Origin of the sequence: Brevibacterium sp. K72, from assembly GCF_050562175.1 — a bacterium.
Taxonomy (GTDB): Bacteria; Actinomycetota; Actinomycetes; order Actinomycetales; family Brevibacteriaceae; genus Brevibacterium; species Brevibacterium casei.
In genome coordinates this window covers 3,179,353-3,199,472 of record NZ_CP191582.1, presented here as the reverse complement: position 1 = coordinate 3,199,472, position 20,120 = coordinate 3,179,353, and the positions used below count along the sequence as shown (strand labels likewise).

General features: G+C 69.4%; 17 protein-coding genes. 8 read left to right on the top strand and 9 right to left on the bottom strand.

The features are described from left to right. The first annotated feature begins 2 nt into the window (after window positions 1–2). Window positions 3–1,400 (top strand): class I SAM-dependent RNA methyltransferase, encoded by a 1,398-nt coding sequence (locus tag ACQ1RG_RS14465; protein ID WP_063250164.1) that lies wholly within the window; start codon window positions 3–5, stop codon window positions 1,398–1,400. Between the two features lie 78 nt (window positions 1,401–1,478). Here ACQ1RG_RS14465 and ACQ1RG_RS14460 read toward each other — a convergent pair whose 3' ends face one another. After that, a complete protein-coding gene (locus ACQ1RG_RS14460; protein ID WP_009377015.1) occupies window positions 1,479–1,673 on the bottom strand; it encodes a hypothetical protein in 195 nt (64 codons plus the stop codon). Window positions 1,674–1,968: 295 nt separating this feature from the next. On the opposite strand from ACQ1RG_RS14460, the gene acnA reads away from it, so the two are divergent. Together acnA and dxs are read left to right on the top strand one after the other, a co-directional pair. Continuing rightward, window positions 1,969–4,653, top strand: coding sequence for an aconitate hydratase AcnA (gene acnA, locus ACQ1RG_RS14455; protein WP_063250163.1), 2,685 nt, complete (start codon window positions 1,969–1,971; stop codon window positions 4,651–4,653). Between the two features lie 698 nt (window positions 4,654–5,351). Further along, the gene (gene dxs / locus ACQ1RG_RS14450; protein WP_009377019.1) at window positions 5,352–7,292 is read left to right on the top strand and encodes a 1-deoxy-D-xylulose-5-phosphate synthase; all 1,941 of its coding nucleotides are present in this window, start codon (window positions 5,352–5,354) and stop codon (window positions 7,290–7,292) included. 29 nt (window positions 7,293–7,321) lie between these two features. Here dxs and ACQ1RG_RS14445 read toward each other — a convergent pair whose 3' ends face one another. Genes ACQ1RG_RS14445 through ACQ1RG_RS14435 form a run of 3 tightly spaced genes read right to left on the bottom strand, consistent with a single transcriptional unit; the run spans window position 7,322 to window position 9,695 of the window. Further along, the gene (locus ACQ1RG_RS14445) at window positions 7,322–7,915 is read right to left on the bottom strand and encodes an AAA family ATPase (RefSeq protein WP_009377021.1); all 594 of its coding nucleotides are present in this window, start codon (window positions 7,913–7,915) and stop codon (window positions 7,322–7,324) included. After that, a complete protein-coding gene (locus tag ACQ1RG_RS14440) occupies window positions 7,912–9,084 on the bottom strand; it encodes an HRDC domain-containing protein (RefSeq protein ID WP_009377023.1) in 1,173 nt (390 codons plus the stop codon). Before ACQ1RG_RS14440 ends, ACQ1RG_RS14445 begins: the two co-directional genes overlap by 4 nt. Continuing rightward, window positions 9,081–9,695: a DUF3000 domain-containing protein gene (locus ACQ1RG_RS14435; protein ID WP_009377025.1), complete on the bottom strand. Its 615-nt coding sequence runs from the start codon at window positions 9,693–9,695 to the stop codon at window positions 9,081–9,083. The genes ACQ1RG_RS14440 and ACQ1RG_RS14435 overlap by 4 nt, the downstream gene beginning before the upstream one ends. A gap of 191 nt (window positions 9,696–9,886) precedes the next feature. On the opposite strand from ACQ1RG_RS14435, the gene hemE reads away from it, so the two are divergent. Genes hemE through hemQ form a run of 3 tightly spaced genes read left to right on the top strand, consistent with a single transcriptional unit; the run spans window position 9,887 to window position 13,070 of the window. Beyond that, window positions 9,887–10,942, top strand: a complete 1,056-nt coding sequence (gene hemE, locus ACQ1RG_RS14430; protein WP_040341475.1) for a uroporphyrinogen decarboxylase — start codon at window positions 9,887–9,889, stop codon at window positions 10,940–10,942. Then, entirely contained in the window at window positions 10,939–12,363 is a 1,425-nt protein-coding gene (gene hemG, locus ACQ1RG_RS14425) for a protoporphyrinogen oxidase (protein ID WP_009377029.1), read from the top strand. The genes hemE and hemG overlap by 4 nt, the downstream gene beginning before the upstream one ends. Then, the gene (gene hemQ, locus ACQ1RG_RS14420) at window positions 12,360–13,070 is read left to right on the top strand and encodes a hydrogen peroxide-dependent heme synthase (RefSeq protein ID WP_009377031.1); all 711 of its coding nucleotides are present in this window, start codon (window positions 12,360–12,362) and stop codon (window positions 13,068–13,070) included. Before hemG ends, hemQ begins: the two co-directional genes overlap by 4 nt. 133 nt (window positions 13,071–13,203) lie before the next feature. On the opposite strand, the gene ACQ1RG_RS14415 is transcribed toward hemQ, so the two are convergent. Then, on the bottom strand, window positions 13,204–13,419 hold the full coding sequence (locus ACQ1RG_RS14415; RefSeq protein WP_009377033.1) for a hypothetical protein: 216 nt from the start codon (window positions 13,417–13,419) through the stop codon (window positions 13,204–13,206). 114 nt (window positions 13,420–13,533) lie between these two features. Here ACQ1RG_RS14415 and ACQ1RG_RS14410 point away from each other — a divergent pair, with 114 nt between their 5' ends. Further along, entirely contained in the window at window positions 13,534–13,998 is a 465-nt protein-coding gene (locus tag ACQ1RG_RS14410) for a MarR family winged helix-turn-helix transcriptional regulator (RefSeq protein ID WP_009377035.1), read from the top strand. A gap of 45 nt (window positions 13,999–14,043) precedes the next feature. On the opposite strand, the gene ACQ1RG_RS14405 is transcribed toward ACQ1RG_RS14410, so the two are convergent. Both ACQ1RG_RS14405 and msrB read right to left on the bottom strand, forming a co-directional pair. Further along, entirely contained in the window at window positions 14,044–14,580 is a 537-nt protein-coding gene (locus tag ACQ1RG_RS14405) for a GNAT family N-acetyltransferase (RefSeq protein ID WP_009377037.1), read from the bottom strand. After that, window positions 14,581–15,000, bottom strand: coding sequence for a peptide-methionine (R)-S-oxide reductase MsrB (gene msrB, locus ACQ1RG_RS14400; RefSeq protein WP_009377039.1), 420 nt, complete (start codon window positions 14,998–15,000; stop codon window positions 14,581–14,583). A 141-nt stretch (window positions 15,001–15,141) separates the two neighbouring features. Between msrB and ACQ1RG_RS14395 the strand changes: the two genes are divergently transcribed. Further along, window positions 15,142–16,341, top strand: coding sequence for an alpha/beta hydrolase family protein (locus ACQ1RG_RS14395; protein ID WP_009377041.1), 1,200 nt, complete (start codon window positions 15,142–15,144; stop codon window positions 16,339–16,341). A 54-nt stretch (window positions 16,342–16,395) separates the two neighbouring features. Here ACQ1RG_RS14395 and ACQ1RG_RS14390 read toward each other — a convergent pair whose 3' ends face one another. Next, complete coding sequence (locus ACQ1RG_RS14390) at window positions 16,396–19,056, bottom strand: penicillin acylase family protein (RefSeq protein WP_009377043.1); 2,661 nt, start codon at window positions 19,054–19,056, stop codon at window positions 16,396–16,398. Between the two features lie 38 nt (window positions 19,057–19,094). Further along, window positions 19,095–19,976, bottom strand: coding sequence for a DUF817 domain-containing protein (locus ACQ1RG_RS14385; protein WP_009377045.1), 882 nt, complete (start codon window positions 19,974–19,976; stop codon window positions 19,095–19,097). Window positions 19,977–20,120: the final 144 nt, after the last annotated feature.

Sequence of the window (20,120 nt, the reverse complement as noted above, 5' to 3'; positions counted from 1 at the left end):
TCGTGAGCCCCCACACCCCCGCCTCCGCACACCCGAACGGCGAGGACCTCGTCCTGCGCATCGAGGGTCCCGCCGCCGGCGGCTCGTTCGTCGCCCGCGACGACGGCCGCGTCGTCTTCGTCTCCGGGGCCCTGCCCGGCGAGCTCGTCCGCGCCCGCACCGTGCCGGGACCGGGGAAGGTGCTCCGTGCCGAGGTCACCGAGGTCCTCGAGGCCTCCGAGCATCGCGTCCCCGACCGTCGGATCGATTACCTCGCCGAGGCGGCCGGTCCCGACGACCGGGGCGCCGGCGGTCTGTTCGGGGGCATGGAGTTCGCCCACGTCGACCTCGCCCACAGCCGTGACCTCAAAGCGGAGATCGTCACCGACCAGCTGCGGCGCCTCGGGGGACTCGACCGGGAGGTCACCGTGTCCGCCGCACCCGGGGAGACGACGGGCACGGACTGGCGCACCCGTGTTCAGCTCGCCGTCGACCGGCACGGCGAGCTCGGCATGGTCAGGTCCCGCAGCCACGACGTCGTCGCCGTGGGTCGCGCACCGCTCGCCGTGACCTCCATCGCCGAGGTGGACCTCGGCACCGTGCGCCTGCCCGGTGCCGAGCGCGTCGAGTTCGCCGCGACGGGGCAGACCGGTGCCGTCATCGTCCGCGGGGCGGTCGAGGACACGGCGCTGCGCGACTTCGCCGAGGCCCTGCCCGAGGACTGGTCGCTGCTCACCGGACCGGCAGCGCCGCCGCGGCAGACGGCACGCCGCGGACACGATCGCCGCGCCCGCGGCCGGCACCGCGGCAGTGCGCACCGCTCCCACGGGGGCTCTGCGGCGGGGGAGCCCACTGGGCCTCTGCAGGTTCACCGGGGCACTGAGACCCTCACGGAGACCGTGGCTGGTCGCGACTTCACGGTCTCCGCCGACGGCTTCTGGCAGGTCCACGAGCAGGCGGCAGCGCTGCTCAGCGACCGCGTCGTCGCAGCCCTGCCCGACGACGCCCGTGAGATCGTCGACCTCTACTGCGGGGTCGGGCTGCTCGGCATCGGCGCGGCCGCGGCCACGGGCGCGCGCCTCTACGGCGTCGAAGGAGTGGGACCGGCGATCGAGCACGCGCGGACCAATGCCGCCGGTCTCGACGCCGAGTTCGTCGCCGGACGGGTCGACACCGCCACACTGCCTGACTCCGACGTCGTCATCCTCGACCCGCCCCGCGCGGGAGCGGGGAAGGCTGTGACCGACCGCCTCGTCGAATCGGGTCCGGACTCGATCGTCTACGTCTCCTGCGATGCGGGCACGCTCGCCCGCGACCTCGCCGCCCTCACCGCCGGCGGCTACGCGATCGAGAGCCTCGAGGGCTTCGACCTCTTCCCACTCACCGCACACATCGAGACGGTCACGGTCCTCCGGCGCTGAGCCGGCACCTCGGCCGGGGACGGGAGCGCCCCCGGACGGTTCGGCAGGACCGGACGGCCGCCTCGGCGAGGGACTGACTCAGTGGACGCCGGACCTGCGGGGGAGGAGGACGAGGACGATGAGGGCGAGGAACGTCGTGAGGAATCCCCACAGGCCCCACCAGCCGCCCGAGCGCCCCTTCTCCTTGGCGACGGTCTGGCAGACGACGGCGAAGATGATGCCGACGAGCAGGGCGCCGAAGCCGAAGCCGGCGCCGAGGGTGAACGGATCCATGGTCTCTCCTCATTCAGGGGTCCGTCGACGGAGCGGACAGTGCTGTGTTCTCGCTCCAGACTAGGACCGGGCGGGCCGCCGGCGCCGTGGTGCGAACCGGACGAGGTGGGGAGGAAAACCCGAGCCTGCCCTGTCCGAATGGCGACTCGCCGAGGTGGTCATCGGCAGGGGAATGCGCTAGAATTTATCTTGACGTCAAGATACTTTTGGAAACAATTGTGTCGCGTAAATCGGTGCGCGCGCAGGGCCTGGCCCGGTTTCTTGGATGAGTGTCGAATGAAACAGGAGAATCACGATGAGCAACGTCGATACGTTCGAATCGAAGAGCACCCTGACCGTGGGCGATACGGACTACGAGATCTATCGCCTCGACGCGGTCCCCGGGGCGGAGAAGCTTCCCTTCAGCCTCAAGGTGCTGCTGGAGAACCTGCTGCGCACCGAAGACGGTGCCAACATCACCGAGGAGCACATCAAGGCCCTCGCGAACTGGGATCCCAGCGCCGACCCGAGCACGGAGATCCAGTTCACCCCGGCCCGTGTGGTCATGCAGGACTTCACCGGCGTGCCCTGCATCGTCGACCTCGCCACGATGCGTGAGAAGGTCGCGGAGCTCGGCGGCGATCCGGACAAGGTCAACCCGCTCGCCCCGGCCGAGCTCGTCATCGACCACTCCGTCCAGATCGACGCCTTCGGCACGGCCGACGCGATCGAGCGCAACATGGACATCGAGTACGAGCGCAACGGCGAGCGCTACCAGTTCCTCCGCTGGGGCCAGACCGCGTTCGACGACTTCAAGGTCGTGCCTCCCGGCATGGGCATCGTCCACCAGGTCAACATCGAATACCTCGCCCGCGTCGTCATGCCGCGTGAGGTCGACGGAGTGCTCCGCGCCTACCCCGACACGCTCGTCGGCACCGACTCGCACACGACGATGGTCAACGGCCTCGGCGTCCTCGGCTGGGGTGTGGGCGGCATCGAGGCCGAGGCCGCGATGCTCGGCCAGCCCGTCTCGATGCTCATCCCGCGCGTCGTCGGCTTCAAGCTCACCGGGGAGATCCCCTCGGGCGTGACCGCCACCGACGTCGTCCTCACGATCACCGACATGCTCCGCCAGCACGGCGTCGTCGGCAAGTTCGTCGAGTTCTACGGTGAGGGCGTGGCCTCGGTGCCGCTGGCCAACCGTGCGACGATCGGCAACATGAGCCCAGAGTTCGGCTCGACCGCCGCGATCTTCCCGATCGACGACGTCACCATCGACTACCTCAAGCTCACGGGCCGCTCGCCCGAGCAGATCCAGCTCGTCGAGGACTACGCGAAGACCCAGGGGCTGTGGCACGATCCGGCGAACGAGGTCGCCTACTCCGAGTACCTCGAGCTCGACCTCTCCACGGTCGTGCCCTCGATCTCGGGACCGAAGCGTCCGCAGGACCGCATCGAGCTCTCCGATGCCAAGAGCCAGTTCGCCAAGGACATCCACAACTACGCCGCTCCCGGCGAGGAGTCGAAGTCGGCACCCGTGTCGACCGGTGACGGACGGAACTTCGAGCTGGCCAACGGCGCCGTGGCGATCGCCTCGATCACCTCGTGCACGAACACCTCGAACCCCTCTGTCATGCTCGCCGCAGGTCTGCTCGCCCGCAACGCGCGCAAGCGCGGACTCAACTCGAAGCCGTGGGTGAAGACCTCGATCGCACCGGGGTCGAAGGTCGTCACCGACTACTACACGAAGGCCGGGCTCATCGAGGATCTCGAGGCGCTCAACTTCTTCGTCGTCGGCTACGGCTGCACGACCTGCATCGGCAACTCGGGTCCCCTCGACGCCGAGATCTCCGAGTCCATCCAGGACAACGACCTCGCCGTGACCGCAGTGCTCTCGGGCAACCGCAACTTCGAGGGCCGCATCAGCCCCGACGTGAAGATGAACTACCTCGCCTCGCCTCCGCTGGTCATCGCCTACGCGCTGGCGGGAACGATGGACTTCGACTTCGAGAACCAGCCGCTGGGCAAGGACTCCGAAGGCGTCGACGTCTACCTCAAGGACCTCTGGCCCTCGCCTGAGGAGGTCCAGTCGGTCATCGACTCCTCGATCTCCACCGACATGTTCGACACCGAGTACGGTCGGATCTTCGACGGTGACGAGCGCTGGCAGGCGCTGCAGACCCCCGAAGGCGCGATCTTCGAGTGGGACGAGAACTCGACCTACGTGCGCAAGCCGAACTACTTCGACGGCATGACGCTCGAGACCGTCCCGGTCACCGACATCGAGGGCGCCCGCGTGCTCGCGAAGCTCGGCGACTCGGTGACGACCGACCACATCTCGCCCGCGGGCTCCTTCAAGGCCGACACCCCGGCCGGCAAGTACCTCGTCGAGCACGGCGTCGAGCGCAAGGACTTCAACTCCTACGGTTCGCGTCGCGGCAACCACGAGGTGATGATCCGCGGCACGTTCGCGAACATCCGTCTGGCCAATCAGCTCCTCGACGGAGTCCAGGGCGGGTTCACCCGCGACTTCACGCAGGAGGGTGCGCCGCAGACGACGATCTACGACGCGTCCGTGAACTACCAGGCCGCGGGCATCCCGCTCGTCGTCCTCGGCGGCAAGGAGTACGGTTCGGGATCCTCGCGCGACTGGGCGGCCAAGGGCACGAAGCTGCTCGGCGTCCGCGCGGTCATCGCTGAGAGCTTCGAGCGCATCCACCGTTCGAACCTCATCGGCATGGGCGTCCTGCCGCTGCAGTTCCCCGTCGGCGAATCGGCCGAGTCGCTCGGACTCGACGGCACCGAGACCTTCTCGATCACCGGTGTCACCGAGCTCAACGAGGGCACGACCCCGAAGACCGTCAAGGTCTCAGCGACCAAGGACGACGGCACGACCGTCGACTTCGACGCCGTGGTGCGCATCGACACCCCGGGTGAGGCCGACTACTACCGCAACGGCGGCATCCTCCAGTACGTGCTCCGTCAGCTCGCGACTGCCTGATCCGCTCGGACGACGTCCCCCGTTCCGGCCCTCATGGGGTCGGGGCGGGGGACGTTCGCGTTCGGCCGCCTCGGCGGGATGGGGTGCGTGCGTCCGCCTCGGCGGGGACGGCCCGGGTCGACCGCCTCGGCGAGGTGGGGTTCCTGCGCACCCCGCACCCTCAGCCGCACACACAACCTCTGCAACGGTTGTTTTTCGCGCTCCGGGTGCGTTGTGCGGAGCTTCGCCGAGGTTGTCGTGCCAGAGGTGCGTTGTGCGGCTGACGGTGTGGTGTGGGTTTCGGGTGCGGGGGACCGCCTCGGCGAGGTGGGGCTCCTGCGGACCCCGCACCCTCAGCCGCACACACAACCTCTGCAACGGTTGTTTTTCGCGCTCCGGGTGCGGGATGCGGAGCTCCGCCGAGGTTGTCGTGCCACAGGTGCGTTGTGCGGCTGACGGTGTGGTGTGCAGTGTCGGGTGCGGAGCGCGGCCAAGGGTGTTGGGTGCGGGGTGGGAGACTTCGCCGAGGTGCGGGCATGGGTTCAAGGCACGGGGAGACGTACCCCGTGGGCGACGTGCCGAGCGTGACCGGCGACACGAATCTTCGAGGCAAGCTGGGTTGCGTGTAGCCGACGCGCTAAAATGTTCCGAGTGGTACCACCTGCACCATCGCGATCGACCGATCGTCGATCGCCGTCCCATCCGAGAAGCGAGGCCGCATGACATTCCTTGAGTCGATCGAGTCGCCTGAGGACCTGCGCGGACTCGACTCGGCCGAGTGCGAAGTGCTCGCGAAGGAGATCCGCGACTACCTCGTCACGACGGTCGCGGGCACGGGCGGGCATCTCGGCCCCAACCTCGGCGTGGTCGAGCTGACGATGGGGCTGCACCGGGTCTTCGACTCCCCACACGACACGATCCTCTTCGACGTCGGCCACCAGACCTACGTCCACAAGCTGCTCACCGGGCGGATGGCGGAGTTCGGCACTCTGCGCCAGCGCCACGGCCTCTCCGGCTACCCCAGCCGGGCCGAGAGCGACCATGACGTCATCGAGAACTCCCACGCCTCGGCGTCCCTGTCGTGGGCCGACGGCATCGCCAAGGCCCACCAGCTCAAGGGCGAGAGCGACCGTCATGTCGTCGCCGTCATCGGCGACGGTGCGCTCACCGGCGGCATGGCCTGGGAGGCGCTCAACACCATCGCCGCCGACACCTCGACCCCGCCGCGCAAACTCGTCATCGTCGTCAATGACAACGGCCGCTCCTACGCCCCGACCGTCGGCGGGTTCGCCGCCCACCTCGACGAGCTGCGGACGACCTCCGGCTACGAGAAGCTCCTCTCGTGGGGCAAGTCGACGCTCCGGCAGTCCGGTGCCCCCGGCCGTGCCGCGTACAGCGCGATCCACGGGGTGAAGAAGGGGCTCAAGGACATGGTCAGCGCAGAGCAGACCGGCATGTTCGACGAACTCGGCATCAAATACCTCGGCCCTGTCGACGGCCACGACCTCGAGAGCGTCGAGAAGGCTCTGGCCCGGGCCAAGCAGTACGAGGGCGGGCCCGTCATCGTCCACATGATCACCCAGAAGGGCCAGGGCTACGACCCTGCCGTCAACGACGACGCCGACCAGTTCCACTCCGTCGGCGTCATCGACCCGGTCACCGGCCGTTCGACCCCGTCGAAGCAGGCGTCGTGGACCTCGGTCTTCGGCGACGAGGTGCTCGAGATCGCCCGCGACCGCGACGACGTCGTAGCCGTCACCGCAGCGATGCTCCTGCCCGTGGGGCTCGCGAAGTTCGCCGAGGCCTACCCCGACCGCGTCTTCGACGTCGGCATCGCCGAACAGCACGCCGTCGCCTCAGCCGCCGGCCTCGCCTACGGCGGACTCCATCCGATCGTGTGCATCTACGCGACCTTCCTCAACCGGGCCTTCGACCAGATCCTCATGGACGTCGCCCTCCACGGGCAGGGCGTGACCTTCGTTCTCGACCGCGCCGGCATCACCGGCCCCGACGGGGCCAGCCACCACGGCGTCTGGGACATGGCGATGCTGCGCATCGTCCCCGGCCTCAAGCTCGCCGCCCCACGCGACGGGGCACGCCTGACCGAGGAGCTGCGCGAAGCCGTCGCGATCTCCGACGCCCCCACCGTCATCCGCTTCCCGCGCGGAAGCGTCGGGGCGGACGTGCCTGCTCTCACGCGCACCGCCGACGGCGTCGACGTCATCCGCGAGATCCCTGCCGGTCAGGCCAAGGACGTCCTCGTCGTCTCCGTCGGACCGTTCGCCGCCCGGGCCCAGGAGGTCGCCGAGGCGCTGGCCGCGAAAGGTCTGTCTGCGACGATCGTCGACCCGAGGTGGGTCCTGCCGGTGCCCGACAGCGTCATCGAGTTCGCGAGCGAGCACAGCCTCGTCGCCGTCATCGAGGACGGGGTCCGCCTCGGCGGCATCGGTTCGCGCATCCGCAGCGACCTGCGGGCCGCGGACTCCCGCATCGGCGTCGTCGAACTCGGCGCCCCGGACGAGTTCCTCCCGCAGGGCACCCGCGACGAGATCCTCGAGTACATCGGCCTCGACGTGCCGACGATGGTCGCCGAGATCGTCAACGCCCTGCCCGCGGACGTGCGGGGACGGGCCGAACACGGCAGTCGCCGCGCCGTCTGAGCCTCAGACCTCAGCCTCAGACCAGAGCCTCAGGTCTCGGCGAACGCCGTCGGCCACTTCTCGGCGATCCACCCGCTCCAGTCCTCGGCGGCGCGGGCCCCGAAGTCGCCGACCGCCTCGGCGGAATCCGGCTCATCGAGCATCTCCCGCCACTCATCGAGTTCGGCCTGGGTGACGGGCCATTCCGTCTCCGGGGACCGGCGGTGGCGCTCGGCGATCCGTTCGGCCTGCATCTCCCTGCTGATCGGGAGATACTCTGTGCGTGCCACCGCTCCGACTCGGGCAGCGAGCCAGCTCAGGGCGACGCGCTCCTGCTTCCTCCAGAGTCCGAAGTCGAGGATCACCGAGGTGCCGGCGCGGAGGATCTCGAGCGCGGTGGCGATGAGCCTGCCCTCGAGGACCGGGCGCTGACCGTCCGGATCGGGGTCGCCGAAGAGCGGGCGCATCCATTCGTCGGGGGAGAGCCGGACGGCGGGCAGCGAGGCGGCGAGCTCTGCGGCGCGGGTCGACTTCCCGGCGCCGGCGAGGCCGACCATGAGGATGAGCTCGGGTGGGCGGATGAGCCGGGCAGCACTCTGACCGGCTGCACCCGGCCAGGGCGCTCCCTCACCGTGTTCGCTCATGCGCGAGGAAGTTCATCGAGCGCCGCTGAGAGCGGAGGGGCCGTGAGTGCGACCTGCCACGGCCTGGCCCCGTGCTCGGTGAGGAAGGCCTCGACGTCCTCGCGCCCGGAGGCGGCGAGCGACTTGACGAGAGCGGGCTGGAGGAGGACATCGTGGGGGATCGTGTGCTCCTCGGCCACCTCGGCGACTGCGGCCTTGAGCGCGGCGGTGCGCTCCTTGATCTCCGTGTGGCTGAATGGGGACCGGGGGAGTCGGCTCGGCTCACGTTTGGGAGGCAGTTCGTCGGGAGTGAGGCGAGCGGCCCTGCGCAGGGCCCGGAAGAGCCTCGCCGCGTCGGCACGGGAGAGCCGGGACCAGCGTCCGAGCAGGTCATCGCTCGAGCGGGCCCGCGACCGCGCCATGTCGACGAGCTCACGGTCGCGCAGCACCTTCGAGGGTGCGATGTCGACCTCGGAGGCCATCGCGTCCCTGGTCAGCCACAGTTCGCGGACCTTCGCGAGCTCGGCGCGCGAGGTGAGCTTCGCGAGCCCGCTCGTGCGTCGCCACGGCTCCGCATGGACCTTCGGACGGAAGTCGAGGAGGTGGGCGAACTCCTGCTCCGCGAACTCCCACTTGCCGGCCGCGACGAGCTCTGCGGCGAGGGCGTCGCGGATCGGTAGGAGCACCTCGACGTCGAGGGCGGCGTAGTTGAGCCACTCCTCCGGCAGGGGACGGGTCGACCAGTCGACGGCCGAATGCTCCTTGGCCAGGCGGACGCCGAGCGTGCGTTCGGCGACCGCGGCGAGGCCGAACTTCTCCCACCCGAGGAGTCGGGCGGCGAGTTCGGTGTCGAAGAGCGCTGTGGGGACCATGCCGCGATCCTGCAGGCACGGCAGGTCCTGGGTGACGGAGTGGATGACCCACTCGCCGCCGCTGAGGGCCGCGTTGAGCGCCGACAGGTCCCCGAGCTCCTCGGAGTCGAGGAGGACGGTGCCCGCACCGGCGCGGCGCAGCTGGACGAGGAAGGCGCGCTGACCGTAGCGGATGCCCGAGGCGCGTTCGGCGTCGATCGCGATGGGACCGGAGCCTGCGGCGAGACCGGCGCGCACCTCGGCGAAGGCCTCTGAGGTGTCGACGACGGGTGGGACGCCGTGTTCGGGCACGGAGAGAAGCGGTGGTTCGGTAGTCATCGACGTCGCCCGGGCAGGGCTGATACTCCTTCAGGCAGGGGCGGGAGACCCGCGACGGTGCACAGCAGATCGATCCAGGCCTCGAGATGATCGCCGATCATCTCCGGTTCGGTGATGATCGGCGTCCACGAGGCGCGCAGCTCCAAGTCTATCGTCGCCGGTCTCGTCGCCAGCGTCCCGAAGCTCTCCGAGAGCACCCGGGTCGTCGTCCCGCCTGCTGCGACGAGTTCGCAGTCATTGGCCTCGAGGGCATCCTCGAGCCACGACCAGGCGACGTGGCCGAGCATCGTCTCGTTGCCGAGCTCGTGTTCGAGTTCGGCCCGGATGTAGGAGACGATCCGGAACGGCCCCTCCCACTCCTCGGGGGCCTCGGGGTCGAAGAGGACGACGATGCGTCCGGTCGCGAGCTCCTCGATCGACTCACCGCTGGCGGCGATGAAGTTCTCGTCGGCCGTGACCTCGGCGCCGAGGGCATAGGAGTAGGGCGCGAGCTTCGCGGGAGCCGGGATCTCCGAGATCGAGACGTTGTTCGTGTCCCGGGCTTCACGGAGCACCGACGTCACGGCGCTGAACTCCGCCGGTATGCGGTTGAGAGGCGAGGTGTTGACCACACTCGACACGATAGAACAGCGTGCACCGGTGCGGAATCATCCACGCCGAGGCGGCCCGAGAGAATCGCTTCCCACCGACGGAGTCTGCCGGCTCAGGGTCCGGGTCCCGCAACGGATCCGGGCGCAAGACGCAGCGTCTTGAAACCGTGCGCGGTTGGGCGGCGGGGTCTCTGGAATGGGAGGATGGGCTCATGACTTCAACTTTGCTGCCTGCTCTGCGGGGAGAGCCGATCGATCACACCCCCGTCTGGTTCATGAGGCAGGCCGGTCGCTCCCTGCCCGAGTACCGCAGACTGCGCGAGGGCACCTCGATGCTCGACTCCTGCCGGGACCCCGAACTCGTCACCGAGATCACCCTCCAGCCCGTGCGCCGTCACGGAGTCGACGCCGCGATCTTCTTCTCCGACATCGTCGTCCCCCTCCAGGCGGCCGGTGTCGAGGTCGAGATCGTCGCCGGCCGCGGACCGGTGCTTGCCGCACCGATCCGCACCCGCGCCGACGTCGAGGCCCTGCCCGAGCTCGAACCCGACCAGATTCCCGACATCGCCGAATCGGTCGGGCGCATCACCGCCGAGCTCGGCTCCGACACCCCGCTCATCGGCTTCGCCGGGGCCCCGTTCACCCTGGCGAGCTACCTCATCGAAGGCGGACCGAGCAAGAACCACGAGAAGACGAAGTCGCTCGTGGTCGCCGACCCCGAGACCTTCTCCCTCCTCCTGTCCAAGCTCGCGCGCATCTCCGCGACGTTCATCGATGTGCAGCTCTCCGCCGGCGCGTCGGCGTTCCAGCTCTTCGACTCGTGGGCCGGCTACCTCAACCGCCGCGACTACGACGACCACGTCCTCGAGCACTCGACCGCGGTCTTCGACGCACTCGCCGGCCATGACGTGCCGAGCATCCACTTCGGCGTCCAGACCGGGGAGCTGCTCGGTTCGATGTCCCGGGCCGGGTCGACCGCGATGGGCGTCGACTTCCGCGTCGCACTCACCGACGCCGCCACCCGCATCCAGCCCGGGCAGGCCCTCCAGGGCAACCTCGACCCGGCGCTGCTCTTCGCCCCGTGGGAGGCGCTGGCCCCGCGCATCGGTGAGATCGTCCGCGCCGGGCTCAGCCACGACGCCGGCTTCGTCTTCAACCTCGGCCACGGTGTCCTGCCCGACACCGACCCCGAGGTGCCGGGCCGCGTCGTCGCTGAGGTCCATCGGGTGTCCGCGGAGATCCTCGGGGAGGCGGCGGCGACCCGATGAGCCGGATCACGATCGTCGGCGGCGGGATCTCCGGTCTTGCCGCCGCTCACCGCCTCGCGTCCGAGCACGAGGTCATCGTGCTCGAGGCGGCCGACCGCCTCGGCGGCTGCCTCGACTCGACGACCCTGTCGGGAACGGTGGCTGAGGGGATCGATCTCGGCGCCGAGGCGAGCCTCCACCGCCGCCCCGAGACGCGCGAGCTCATCGCCGAACTCGGACTCGACCCGGTCCACCCCTCGCGGGAGCACGGTTCGCAGGTGCTCAGTCGAGGAGGGCTGCGGCCGATCCCGCGCGAGACGATCATGGGCGTGCCCGCCGACCCGGACACCGTGGCAGGTCTGCTCGGGCCCGAGGCGACCGCGAGGGTGGCCGCCGAGGAGGTCACGGCCCCGATCGCGGGCACGGACACCTCGGTGGGGGAGTTCCTCGCCGCCCGCCTCGGCGACGACCTCGTCGACACGCTCGTCGACCCCCTCCTCGCCGGCGTCTACGCCGGGCGCTGCCGCGACCTCTCGCTCGCCGCGACCGTCCCCGCCCTCCTCCCCGCCGCCCTCGACGGAACCTCCGTCCTCGACCGGGCGGCCACCCTGCTCGCCGCCCGCGCAGAGACCGCACACACCGATCCCGGCGGAGAACCCGCACCCGTCTTCCTCAGCCTCCCCGGAGGCATCGGAGCCCTCATCCCCGCCCTCGCCGAGGCGATCACTGCAGCCGGAGGAGAGATCCGCACCGGCTCCCCGGTGACCGGCCTGAGCCGGGCCGGAAGGGGCTGGAGCGTCGCGACCCCCGAAGGCGCGATCGAGTCCGACACGGTCATCCTCGCCACCCCCGCCTATGTCACCGCCGATCTCCTCGCCGAGGCGGCCCCGGGACCCGCGACGACGCTTGCGGCCGTGCCCTACGCCTCGACCGCCCTCGTCCTCGCCCACATCGACCTCGGCGACGACGATCTCGAGGGGTCCGGGTTCCTCGTCCCACCCACCGCGGACGCCTTCATCAAAGCCTCGACGTTCGCGTCGAACAAATGGCCGTGGATGCGGCGACGGATCCCCGCCGGCACCGCGCTCGTGCGGATGAGCGTGGGACGCTTCGGCGACGCGCCCGGCACCTGGCAGGACCTCGACGACGCCGAGCTCACTGCCCGCGCCTTCGCCGACTGGCAGGCCATCACCGGACGCAGCGGCGACCGGATCCTCACCGCGGAGGTCAGGCGCTGGGACCGGGCGCTGCCGCAGTACGTGCCCGGCCACCTCGACGCCGTCGACGACCTCGATGAGGAGATCGCGGGCATCGAGGGACTCGAACTCGTCGGATCCGCCTACTCGGGTGTGGGCATCCCCGCCTGCATCGGACGTGCCCACACCGTCGCGGACCGACTGATGACCACTGACAGTCCAGATGAGACGAAGGAGAATCAATGAGCGACTACACCCAGCCCACCGAGGAGCAGATCGAACGCGCCAACCAGGAGACCCGCTACATCGCGTACTCGGTCTTCGCCGCTGCCGCCGAACTCGGCGACGCCGACCGCGCCGAGCTCGCCACCGAGCTCGACGAGGCGCTCGCCCCGCTGCGGGAGAAGGGTCTCGTCGTCCGCGGCATCTATGACGTCTCCGCCCTGCGCGCCGACGCCGACGTGATGTTCTGGTACCACGCGCCGACGATCGAACTCGTCCAGGCCGCGTACTCCGCGATCCGCAGGACCCTGCTCGGGGGAGTCCTCGAACCCGTGTGGTCGGTCGTCGGCCTCCACCGCCCCGCCGAGTTCAACAAGGCTCACCTGCCCGCGCTGCTCACTGACGACGAGCCCGGCTCCTACATCTGCGTGTACCCGTTCGTCCGCTCGTACGACTGGTACGTCCTCGACCCGGAGGAGCGCTCGACGATGCTGCGCGACCACGGCATCGCCGCCGCCCCGTACAAGGACATCAAGGCGAACACGATCTCCGCGTTCGCGCTCGGCGACTACGAATGGCTGCTCGCCTTCGAGGCCGAGGAGCTCCACCGCATCGTCGACCTCATGCGCGATCTGCGCAACACGCAGGCCCGCCTGCACGTGCGCGAGGAGATCCCGTTCTACACGGGCCCGCGCCGCGAGCTCGTCGACATCATCTCCGACTGGCGCTGAGCGCTCCGCCGCCGTGGCATCGACCCACGGCGGCGGACCCGCCGGCCGCCGACGGCAGAGACGACGAGGGGGCCGACGCCATCATGGCGTCGGCCCCCTTCGGTTCGCTGCTGCGCTTCAGATCAGTACGCTCTCACTCGCCAGGCGATTCGCGCCTGACGACGTAGGAGTGTCCGGCGGCATCCGTGCGCATCTCGAGTCCGAGCGCCTCAAGCTGTTCGGTGCTGCGGTTCGCGTCTTCGAAGTAGCCTCCGGGGCGTGTGCCGTCGACCTGGGCGGGGCCGACGATCCTGCGGAAGAATTGGTTGAGCCACTTCACGCGGCGCTGGGGATCGTGGTTCTCAGTCATGGGGGCAGTCCTCCTCGGGCTCTCCGACCGGGTGGATCCCGGTGTGCACGGACGCTCCGACATTTCAATAGTACACTTAATGTTAGTGCACTAACTAATTGGGGGAACAACACGATGACCGACCATGACCCACTCGATCTCGAAAGCCAGATCTGCTTCGCCCTCGCGGTGGCCTCGCGCAGCGTCATCGGAGCGTACCGCTCGGTGCTCGACCCGCTCCACCTCACCCATCCGCAGTACCTCGTCATGCTCGCGCTCTGGCAGCACGGTCGCCTGCCGGTGCGCCGGATCGCGGAGATGCTCCGGCTCGAACCGGCGACCGTGTCGCCGCTCGTCAAACGCCTCGAGGCCCTCGACTACGTCACCCGCACCCGCAGCGCCGCCGACGAGCGCATCGTCGAGGTCGACCTCACGCCGACCGGGGCCGCGCTGCGCACGGAGGCGGAGGCGATCCCCCCGGCGATGATGGAGAAGCTCGGCATGGACGAAGCCGGTCTGCGCGCACTCCACGCGACGATGACCGACCTCATCGCCGCCGTCGACGCCTCGAACGCCGCCGAGGAGAAGGCCGCCGGGTGACGAACGCTGCCCCGGTGACAGGCGGGGACGCCGACGCGGTCGGACTCACAGCGTCCCGGCGGCATCGCCGACGAGTGCGGAGGCCGGGCGCGACATCGGCGTGTGCTCGATCCCGTCCTCGTCGAAGCGGGGACCGTTGGGGGAGAAGCCGAAGCCTGAGTAGAAGCGCTCGAGGTGCGACTGGGCGTTGAGGGTGAGCGGCTCGCCGGGGAAGGCCTCGACGAGGTCGGCGACGAGCCGCCTGCCCCAGCCTCCGCCGCGGACGGCCGGGTCGGTGACGACGCGGCCGATGCTGCGCGCCCCGGGTTCCGCCGCCGGACCGTCGGCGAAGTCGGGTGGGAGCACCCGCGCGTAAGCGAGCGGCATGAGGCTCTTCCCGAGCTCCGCACCGTGCGTATCGGCCATCGTCCGCCCCTGTCCCGGGAAGAACGCATGCAGCGTGCCCTCGAGGGTGTCGACGCCGTCGAGATCGAGGAACACGCAGTCCTGTTCGACGACGAAGACCTGCGAGCGCAGCTGGAGGATGCCGTAGAGCTCGGTCGTCGTCAGCTCCGCGAAGCGCTTGAGCACGAGATCGGACATTCAGGCGTCCTCGTTGAGCCGCAGCGAGATCGAGTTGATGCAGTAGCGCTGGTCAGTAGGGGTGTCGTATCCCTCACCCTCGAAGACGTGGCCGAGGTGCGAGTCGCAGTTCGCGCAGCGGACCTCGACGCGCTCCATGCCCATCGACGTGTCCCGGATGTAGCGGACGCGGTCCTCGGCGAGCGGGGCGTAGAAGGAGGGCCAGCCGCAGTGGGAGGCGAACTTCGTGTCTGAGGGGAAGAGGTCGGCGCCGCACGCCCGACACTGGTACATCCCCGCCGTCGTCGTGTCGACGTATTCGCCGGTGAAGGGCCTCTCCGTGCCGCCCTGCCGGAGGACGGCGAACTCCTCGGGGCTGAGCACGTCCTGCCAGCGGACCTCCTCGCCGTCTGCTGCGGTGCGGGCGTTCGTCTCACTCATCATGTCCTCCGGTCTCTCTCGTGCGGGACTGGTCGCATCCATCATCCCAGCCGCAGGGTGGTCCTGACAGACCCTCCCACCAGCTCAACAGCGTTTGGAGAGATCTCATTCCGTGGGAGAGAATGAGATCAGGAGGTTCACATGGTCCGCGACTCACAGTTCCCGACGCGTCTGCTGCTCGCCGCCGTCGGCGTCGGTGCCGGTGTCGGCGCCGTGATCTCGGTGGCGTCGTCGGGACTCGCCGCGTACTTCGCCCGCCGCATCGTCGTTCCCGAGAACGCACCCGAAGAGCTCGACATCCTCCACATCGACGGCTTCTCACCGAACATGCGCATCCACCTGCCCGCCGATGAGGAGACGACGGTCCCGGGCACGTACGGTCTCTACTTCAGCCAGGGCGCCGGTCATGCCGTCATCGGCGACATCGTCGAATACGACCCCAGGTCCCAGACGGTGTCCCGGGAGATCCTCTCCGTGACCAAGGGCGACATCCGCCGGGCCCGCCACGGTCGGTGGACCGGCGTGGTCTACCCCGACCCGCTGGCAGCGGGCGTGAAGTTCGAGGACATCGAACTCGAATCCGACGCCGGAGTCCTGCCCGCGTGGTACCTGCCCACCGATCACCCCGAGCCCTCGGACACCTGGGCGATCCTCATCCACGGCCGGGCGAGCACCCGCGCCGAGGGCCTGCGTGCCGCCCCCGTCCTCAATACTCTCGGCGTCCCGGCGATCGCCATGTCCTACCGCAACGACGCTGAGGTGCGGGTCGAGTCCTCGTCCCGCTACGGCCTCGGCGACACCGAATGGATCGACGTCGACGCCGCGATCGACTATGCCCTCGCCCGCGGTGCCCGCAACGTCGTCCTCTTCGGCTGGTCGATGGGCGGGGCAATCGCCTTCCAGGCCGCCTCCCGCGGACGCAACCGCGAGCACGTCGCCGCCCTCGTCCTCGACGGGCCCGTCGTCGACTGGATCAACGTCCTCGACGGGCAGGCACGGAAGAACATGCTGCCCACCCCGGTCGCGAAGCTCACGCTCGAGATGATCACCCAGCCGTGGGCGCGCCCGATCACCGGGCTCGAGACGCCCCTCGACCTCAGCCGGATGGACTGGGTGACGCGGGCGGCGGAACTCGATGTGCCCGTGCTCCTCATCCACTCCGACGACGACGAGTTCGTCCCCTCCTCACCGTCCCATGCGCTCGCCTCCGTTCGGCGCGACCTCGTGACGATGCCGGCCTATGAGAGGGCCCGACACACGAAGGAATGGAACATCGACCCCGTCCGCTGGGAGGACGATGTCGCGAACTTCCTCGAGACGAAGGTCCTCCCGCACGACTGAGGCGCGACTCCACGACTGAGCCCCGCCTCGGCGCGGGATCACGGATCCACCCGATCACGGCGTGAGGACGAGCGTGTCGACGGTGCTCTCCCGCACGGCCTGCGGCGAATACGCCCACGGGCGGGTCCGATTCGCCGCCCAGTCCTCGGTCTGGTCGGCATAGTTCGGATGGAACGCATGCCCCGAGGCGCCGGTGAGGTTGATCCAGCGAGAGTCGTCGAAATCGGCGAGGTCGATGATCTGGCGCATCGAGGGCACCCAGTTCGTCGCGAAGCCCTCGGAGGCGTCCCAGCCGGTGGCATTGACGACTCCTGAGCCGCCCGAGACCTCGTAGGGTCCGCGGTTGAAGAGCCGCTCGACCGCGGTGATCCCGGATTCGCCGAGGCTCGCGTTGCGGATCGTCAGCTCGTGCAGGGTGCCCCACCGCCATGTCACCGGCTCCGGACCGAGGAGGTCCTCCGTCCGGTTCCACGCGGAGCCGAGCGCCCGGGCGAGGGCCTCGTCGCGGTTCTCGACCTCGCCCTCCTGCCACCACGGGGAGTCGGGTTGGGTGAGGAGGTTGTCGATGACGAGGTACCAGTGGCTGCCGCCGCTCGGGCGCACCCCTTTGGGCAGCTTCGGGGCGAACACCTCGTCGAGGACGGTGGAGACGACGACGTTGAAGTACGCCGCACCGGCGCTGTTCGCCGCGTCGCGTCCGTCCCACGTCCGCAGCAGCTCCTGACCCGCCTCGATGTCGGCATCCCCCTGGGCGTCGACGGCGAGGAGGCGGGGCAGGAGCGTGTCGGCCATAGGATTGAGGTCGTCGCCCTGGATGCGGGAGAAGTCGTCAGCGGTGACGGGACCGGCGGCGATCGCCTCGGTGAGCAGATCGGTGATCCGCTCGGCCCGGTCGCCTCTGTCGAAGTCGCCGGACAGCCGCACGGACTGCCCGGGACGCGTGACGGGGTTGTTCGCGGTGACGATCCAGCCGCGTTCGGGGTTGAACAGGGACGGCAGCTCATCGAAGCCGATCCACCCCTGCCAGTCCTGGGCCGACTCCCAGCCCTGGCGGGGCATCATTCCGTCGGCCGTGCCGCGGCGGGGGATCTTCCCGGGCGCCTGGTAGCCGATGTTGCCCTCGGTGTCGGCGTAGACGAGGTTCTGGGAGGGGACGTCGAAGAGCTCGGCGGCGTCACGGAACTCCTCCCAGTTCGTCGCCCTGTTGAGCGCGAAGATCGCCGTGGCCGTGCGCCCGGGCTGCAGGGCCGTCCATTCGAGGGCGAGCCGGTAGCGCACTCCGCCCAATCCCTCCGTGGCGGACTTCTCCCCGGTCGTCGTGTCGAGGACGCGACGGTAGGTCTTGTCGAGGTCGGAGACGATCGGTCCGTGCTTCGTCTCCCACACCGTCATCGTCCGCGGCTCCTCCTTGGCGATCTCGATCGTCTCCTGCCGAGTCTCGACCCTCTCATCGCCTGCGTCGGAGAGGACGTTGGCGTCCCGGATCTTCTCGACGACGAGGTCGGTGACGTCGGGGCCGAGGTTCGTCATCCCCCACGCGATGGACTGGTTGTGGCCGATGACGACCCCGGGCATGCCGGAGAAGGAGAAACCGGAGACGTCGAAGGGGCATGCGGGGGAGACCGTGCGACAGCGCAGACCCACCTGATACCAGACCGAGGGCATCGCCGGCGACAGGTGCGGGTCATTGGCCAGCAGCGGGGCCCCGGTGGCCGTGAGCTCCCCGGAGACGACCCACGAGTTCGACCCGAGGTCGTGGCTGCTCATCCCCAGCAGCGCCGGGAGCCTGCGGATCTGCTCGTCGAGTTCGGTGAGGTCGCCCGGCAGGGCGTCCTCCGGCCGGGGGTCGGTGACGGTGCCTCCGGCGTTCGGGTCGTCCCCCGCCGAGGCGGTTCCCGATGTCGAAGGGTCCGCCGAGGCGGTTCCCGGTTCCGCTGCCGACTCGGCTTCCGGGGTGCCGTCGACGATCGTGGGGCGGTCGTCATAGGGGTAGTCGGGGTAGATGTCGGCCATCTGCGACTCGTCGAGGGACCCCGCGGAGATCGCGCGGTCGATCTCGTCCTCGAGGTTCGAGCGCAGGTCCCATGCCATCGCCTTGAGCCAGGCGACGCTGTCGGCCGGCGTCCACTCCTCGATCGTCACCGGCCCCGTCTGGAGGCCGAGGATGCCGTACTCGAGGGACACCTCGGTGGGGGAGCGGTCGGCGAGGTAGGCGTTGACCCCGTCGGCGTAGGCCTGGTAGTAGGAGAGCGTCGTCGGGTCGAGGCGGGCGACCTCCTCCTCGGCGACCCTCCGCCAGCCCAGCGTGCGGATGAACGCGTCCGTGCGGTACTGGGAGGCGCCGAAGAGCTCGGAGAGCCGGCCCGCGGTGACATGCCGACGGAAGTCCATCTCCCAGAACCGGTCCTGGGCGTGGACGAACCCCTGGGCGAGGAAGAGGTCGCGGGCCGTGTCCGCTTCGATGCGGGGGATGCCGGAGGCATCGCGGGTGACGACGACCTGGGAGTCGAGGCCGGGGATGCTCAGCGTTCCGTCGGTGGTGGGGAAGGAGCGGCGGACGACGCCGATGCCGAGGAGGACGGCGATGAGAAGGAGGGCGACGAGGGCCGCGACGACGCGGAGGACGGCCTTCATGCTCAGGGACAGGTGGGTACCGTCGGGTGGGCGCATGGCGGATTCGAGCGGGCTCGGCACGTCAGCATCCGCGGCAGCCATGGGTCTCCTTCGACGGCGTCACCTCAGAGTATAGGTGCTCACCGGCGGGAACGGGCGGGATCGACGCCGGCCGACGGGTCCTCCGGGGGCCGCGGCGGGTAGACGAAGGTGACGAGGACGACGGAGATCATCATGAGCAGGAACCACGCGACGAGCTTTGTCACGGGCACGAGCTCCCAGCCGCCGGCCTGGGACGGGTAGAGCCAGGCTCCCGCGGCCGTGCCGATGTTCTCCGCGATCCAGATGAAGAAGGCGACGAGGACGAAGGCGAGGAGGATCGGCATGCGCAGGGTGCGGGTGTGGACGCGGAAGTGCATCGTGCAGCGGAAGTAGACGATGACCGTGGCCGCGACGAGGACGAGACGGATGTCGGGCAGCCAATGGTGGGTGAAGAAGTTGAGGTAGATGGCAGCGGCGATGATCGCGGTGATCCACCTCGGCGGGTAATGGCTGAAGCGGAGGTCGAAGAGGCGGTAGACGCGGACGATGTAGGACCCGACGGCGGCGTACATGAATCCCGTGAACAGGGGGACCGCGCCGATGTGGAGGACGCCGCCGGGGGCGTAGTTCCACGACCCGACGGCGGTCTTGAAGATCTCCATCCCCGTGCCGACGATGTGGAAGACGACGATGACGAGGAACTCCCGACCCGTCTCGAGACGGAAGGCGAGCATGCCGATCTGGATGAGCACGGCGATGATGACGAGGAGGTCGTTGCGGTCGAGGGCCGCCCCGTCGGGATACCACCACGCGGTGGCGACGATGGCCGCGAGCATGAGCGCCCCGAACAGGCACGCCCACGCCTGCTTGATCCCGAAGACGAGGAACTCCCGGACTCCGGTGGGCACCCGGGTCAGCCAGCGGTTGGCGAAGCGATCGAGGAGGAGTTCGAGCCGCGTGAGCTCGCGGTCAGAGGTCATCGGGGTCCTTCGGCGATCGGTCGGAGGCCTCAAGACTATCGTCATCGTTCCAGGCCAGAGGTGCGCCTCGGCGGGACCCCCGGCACAGTGAGGTTCTTCACAAGCTGCTCACAGCTCGGGTAGCATCGCAGGTGTCACCGACCT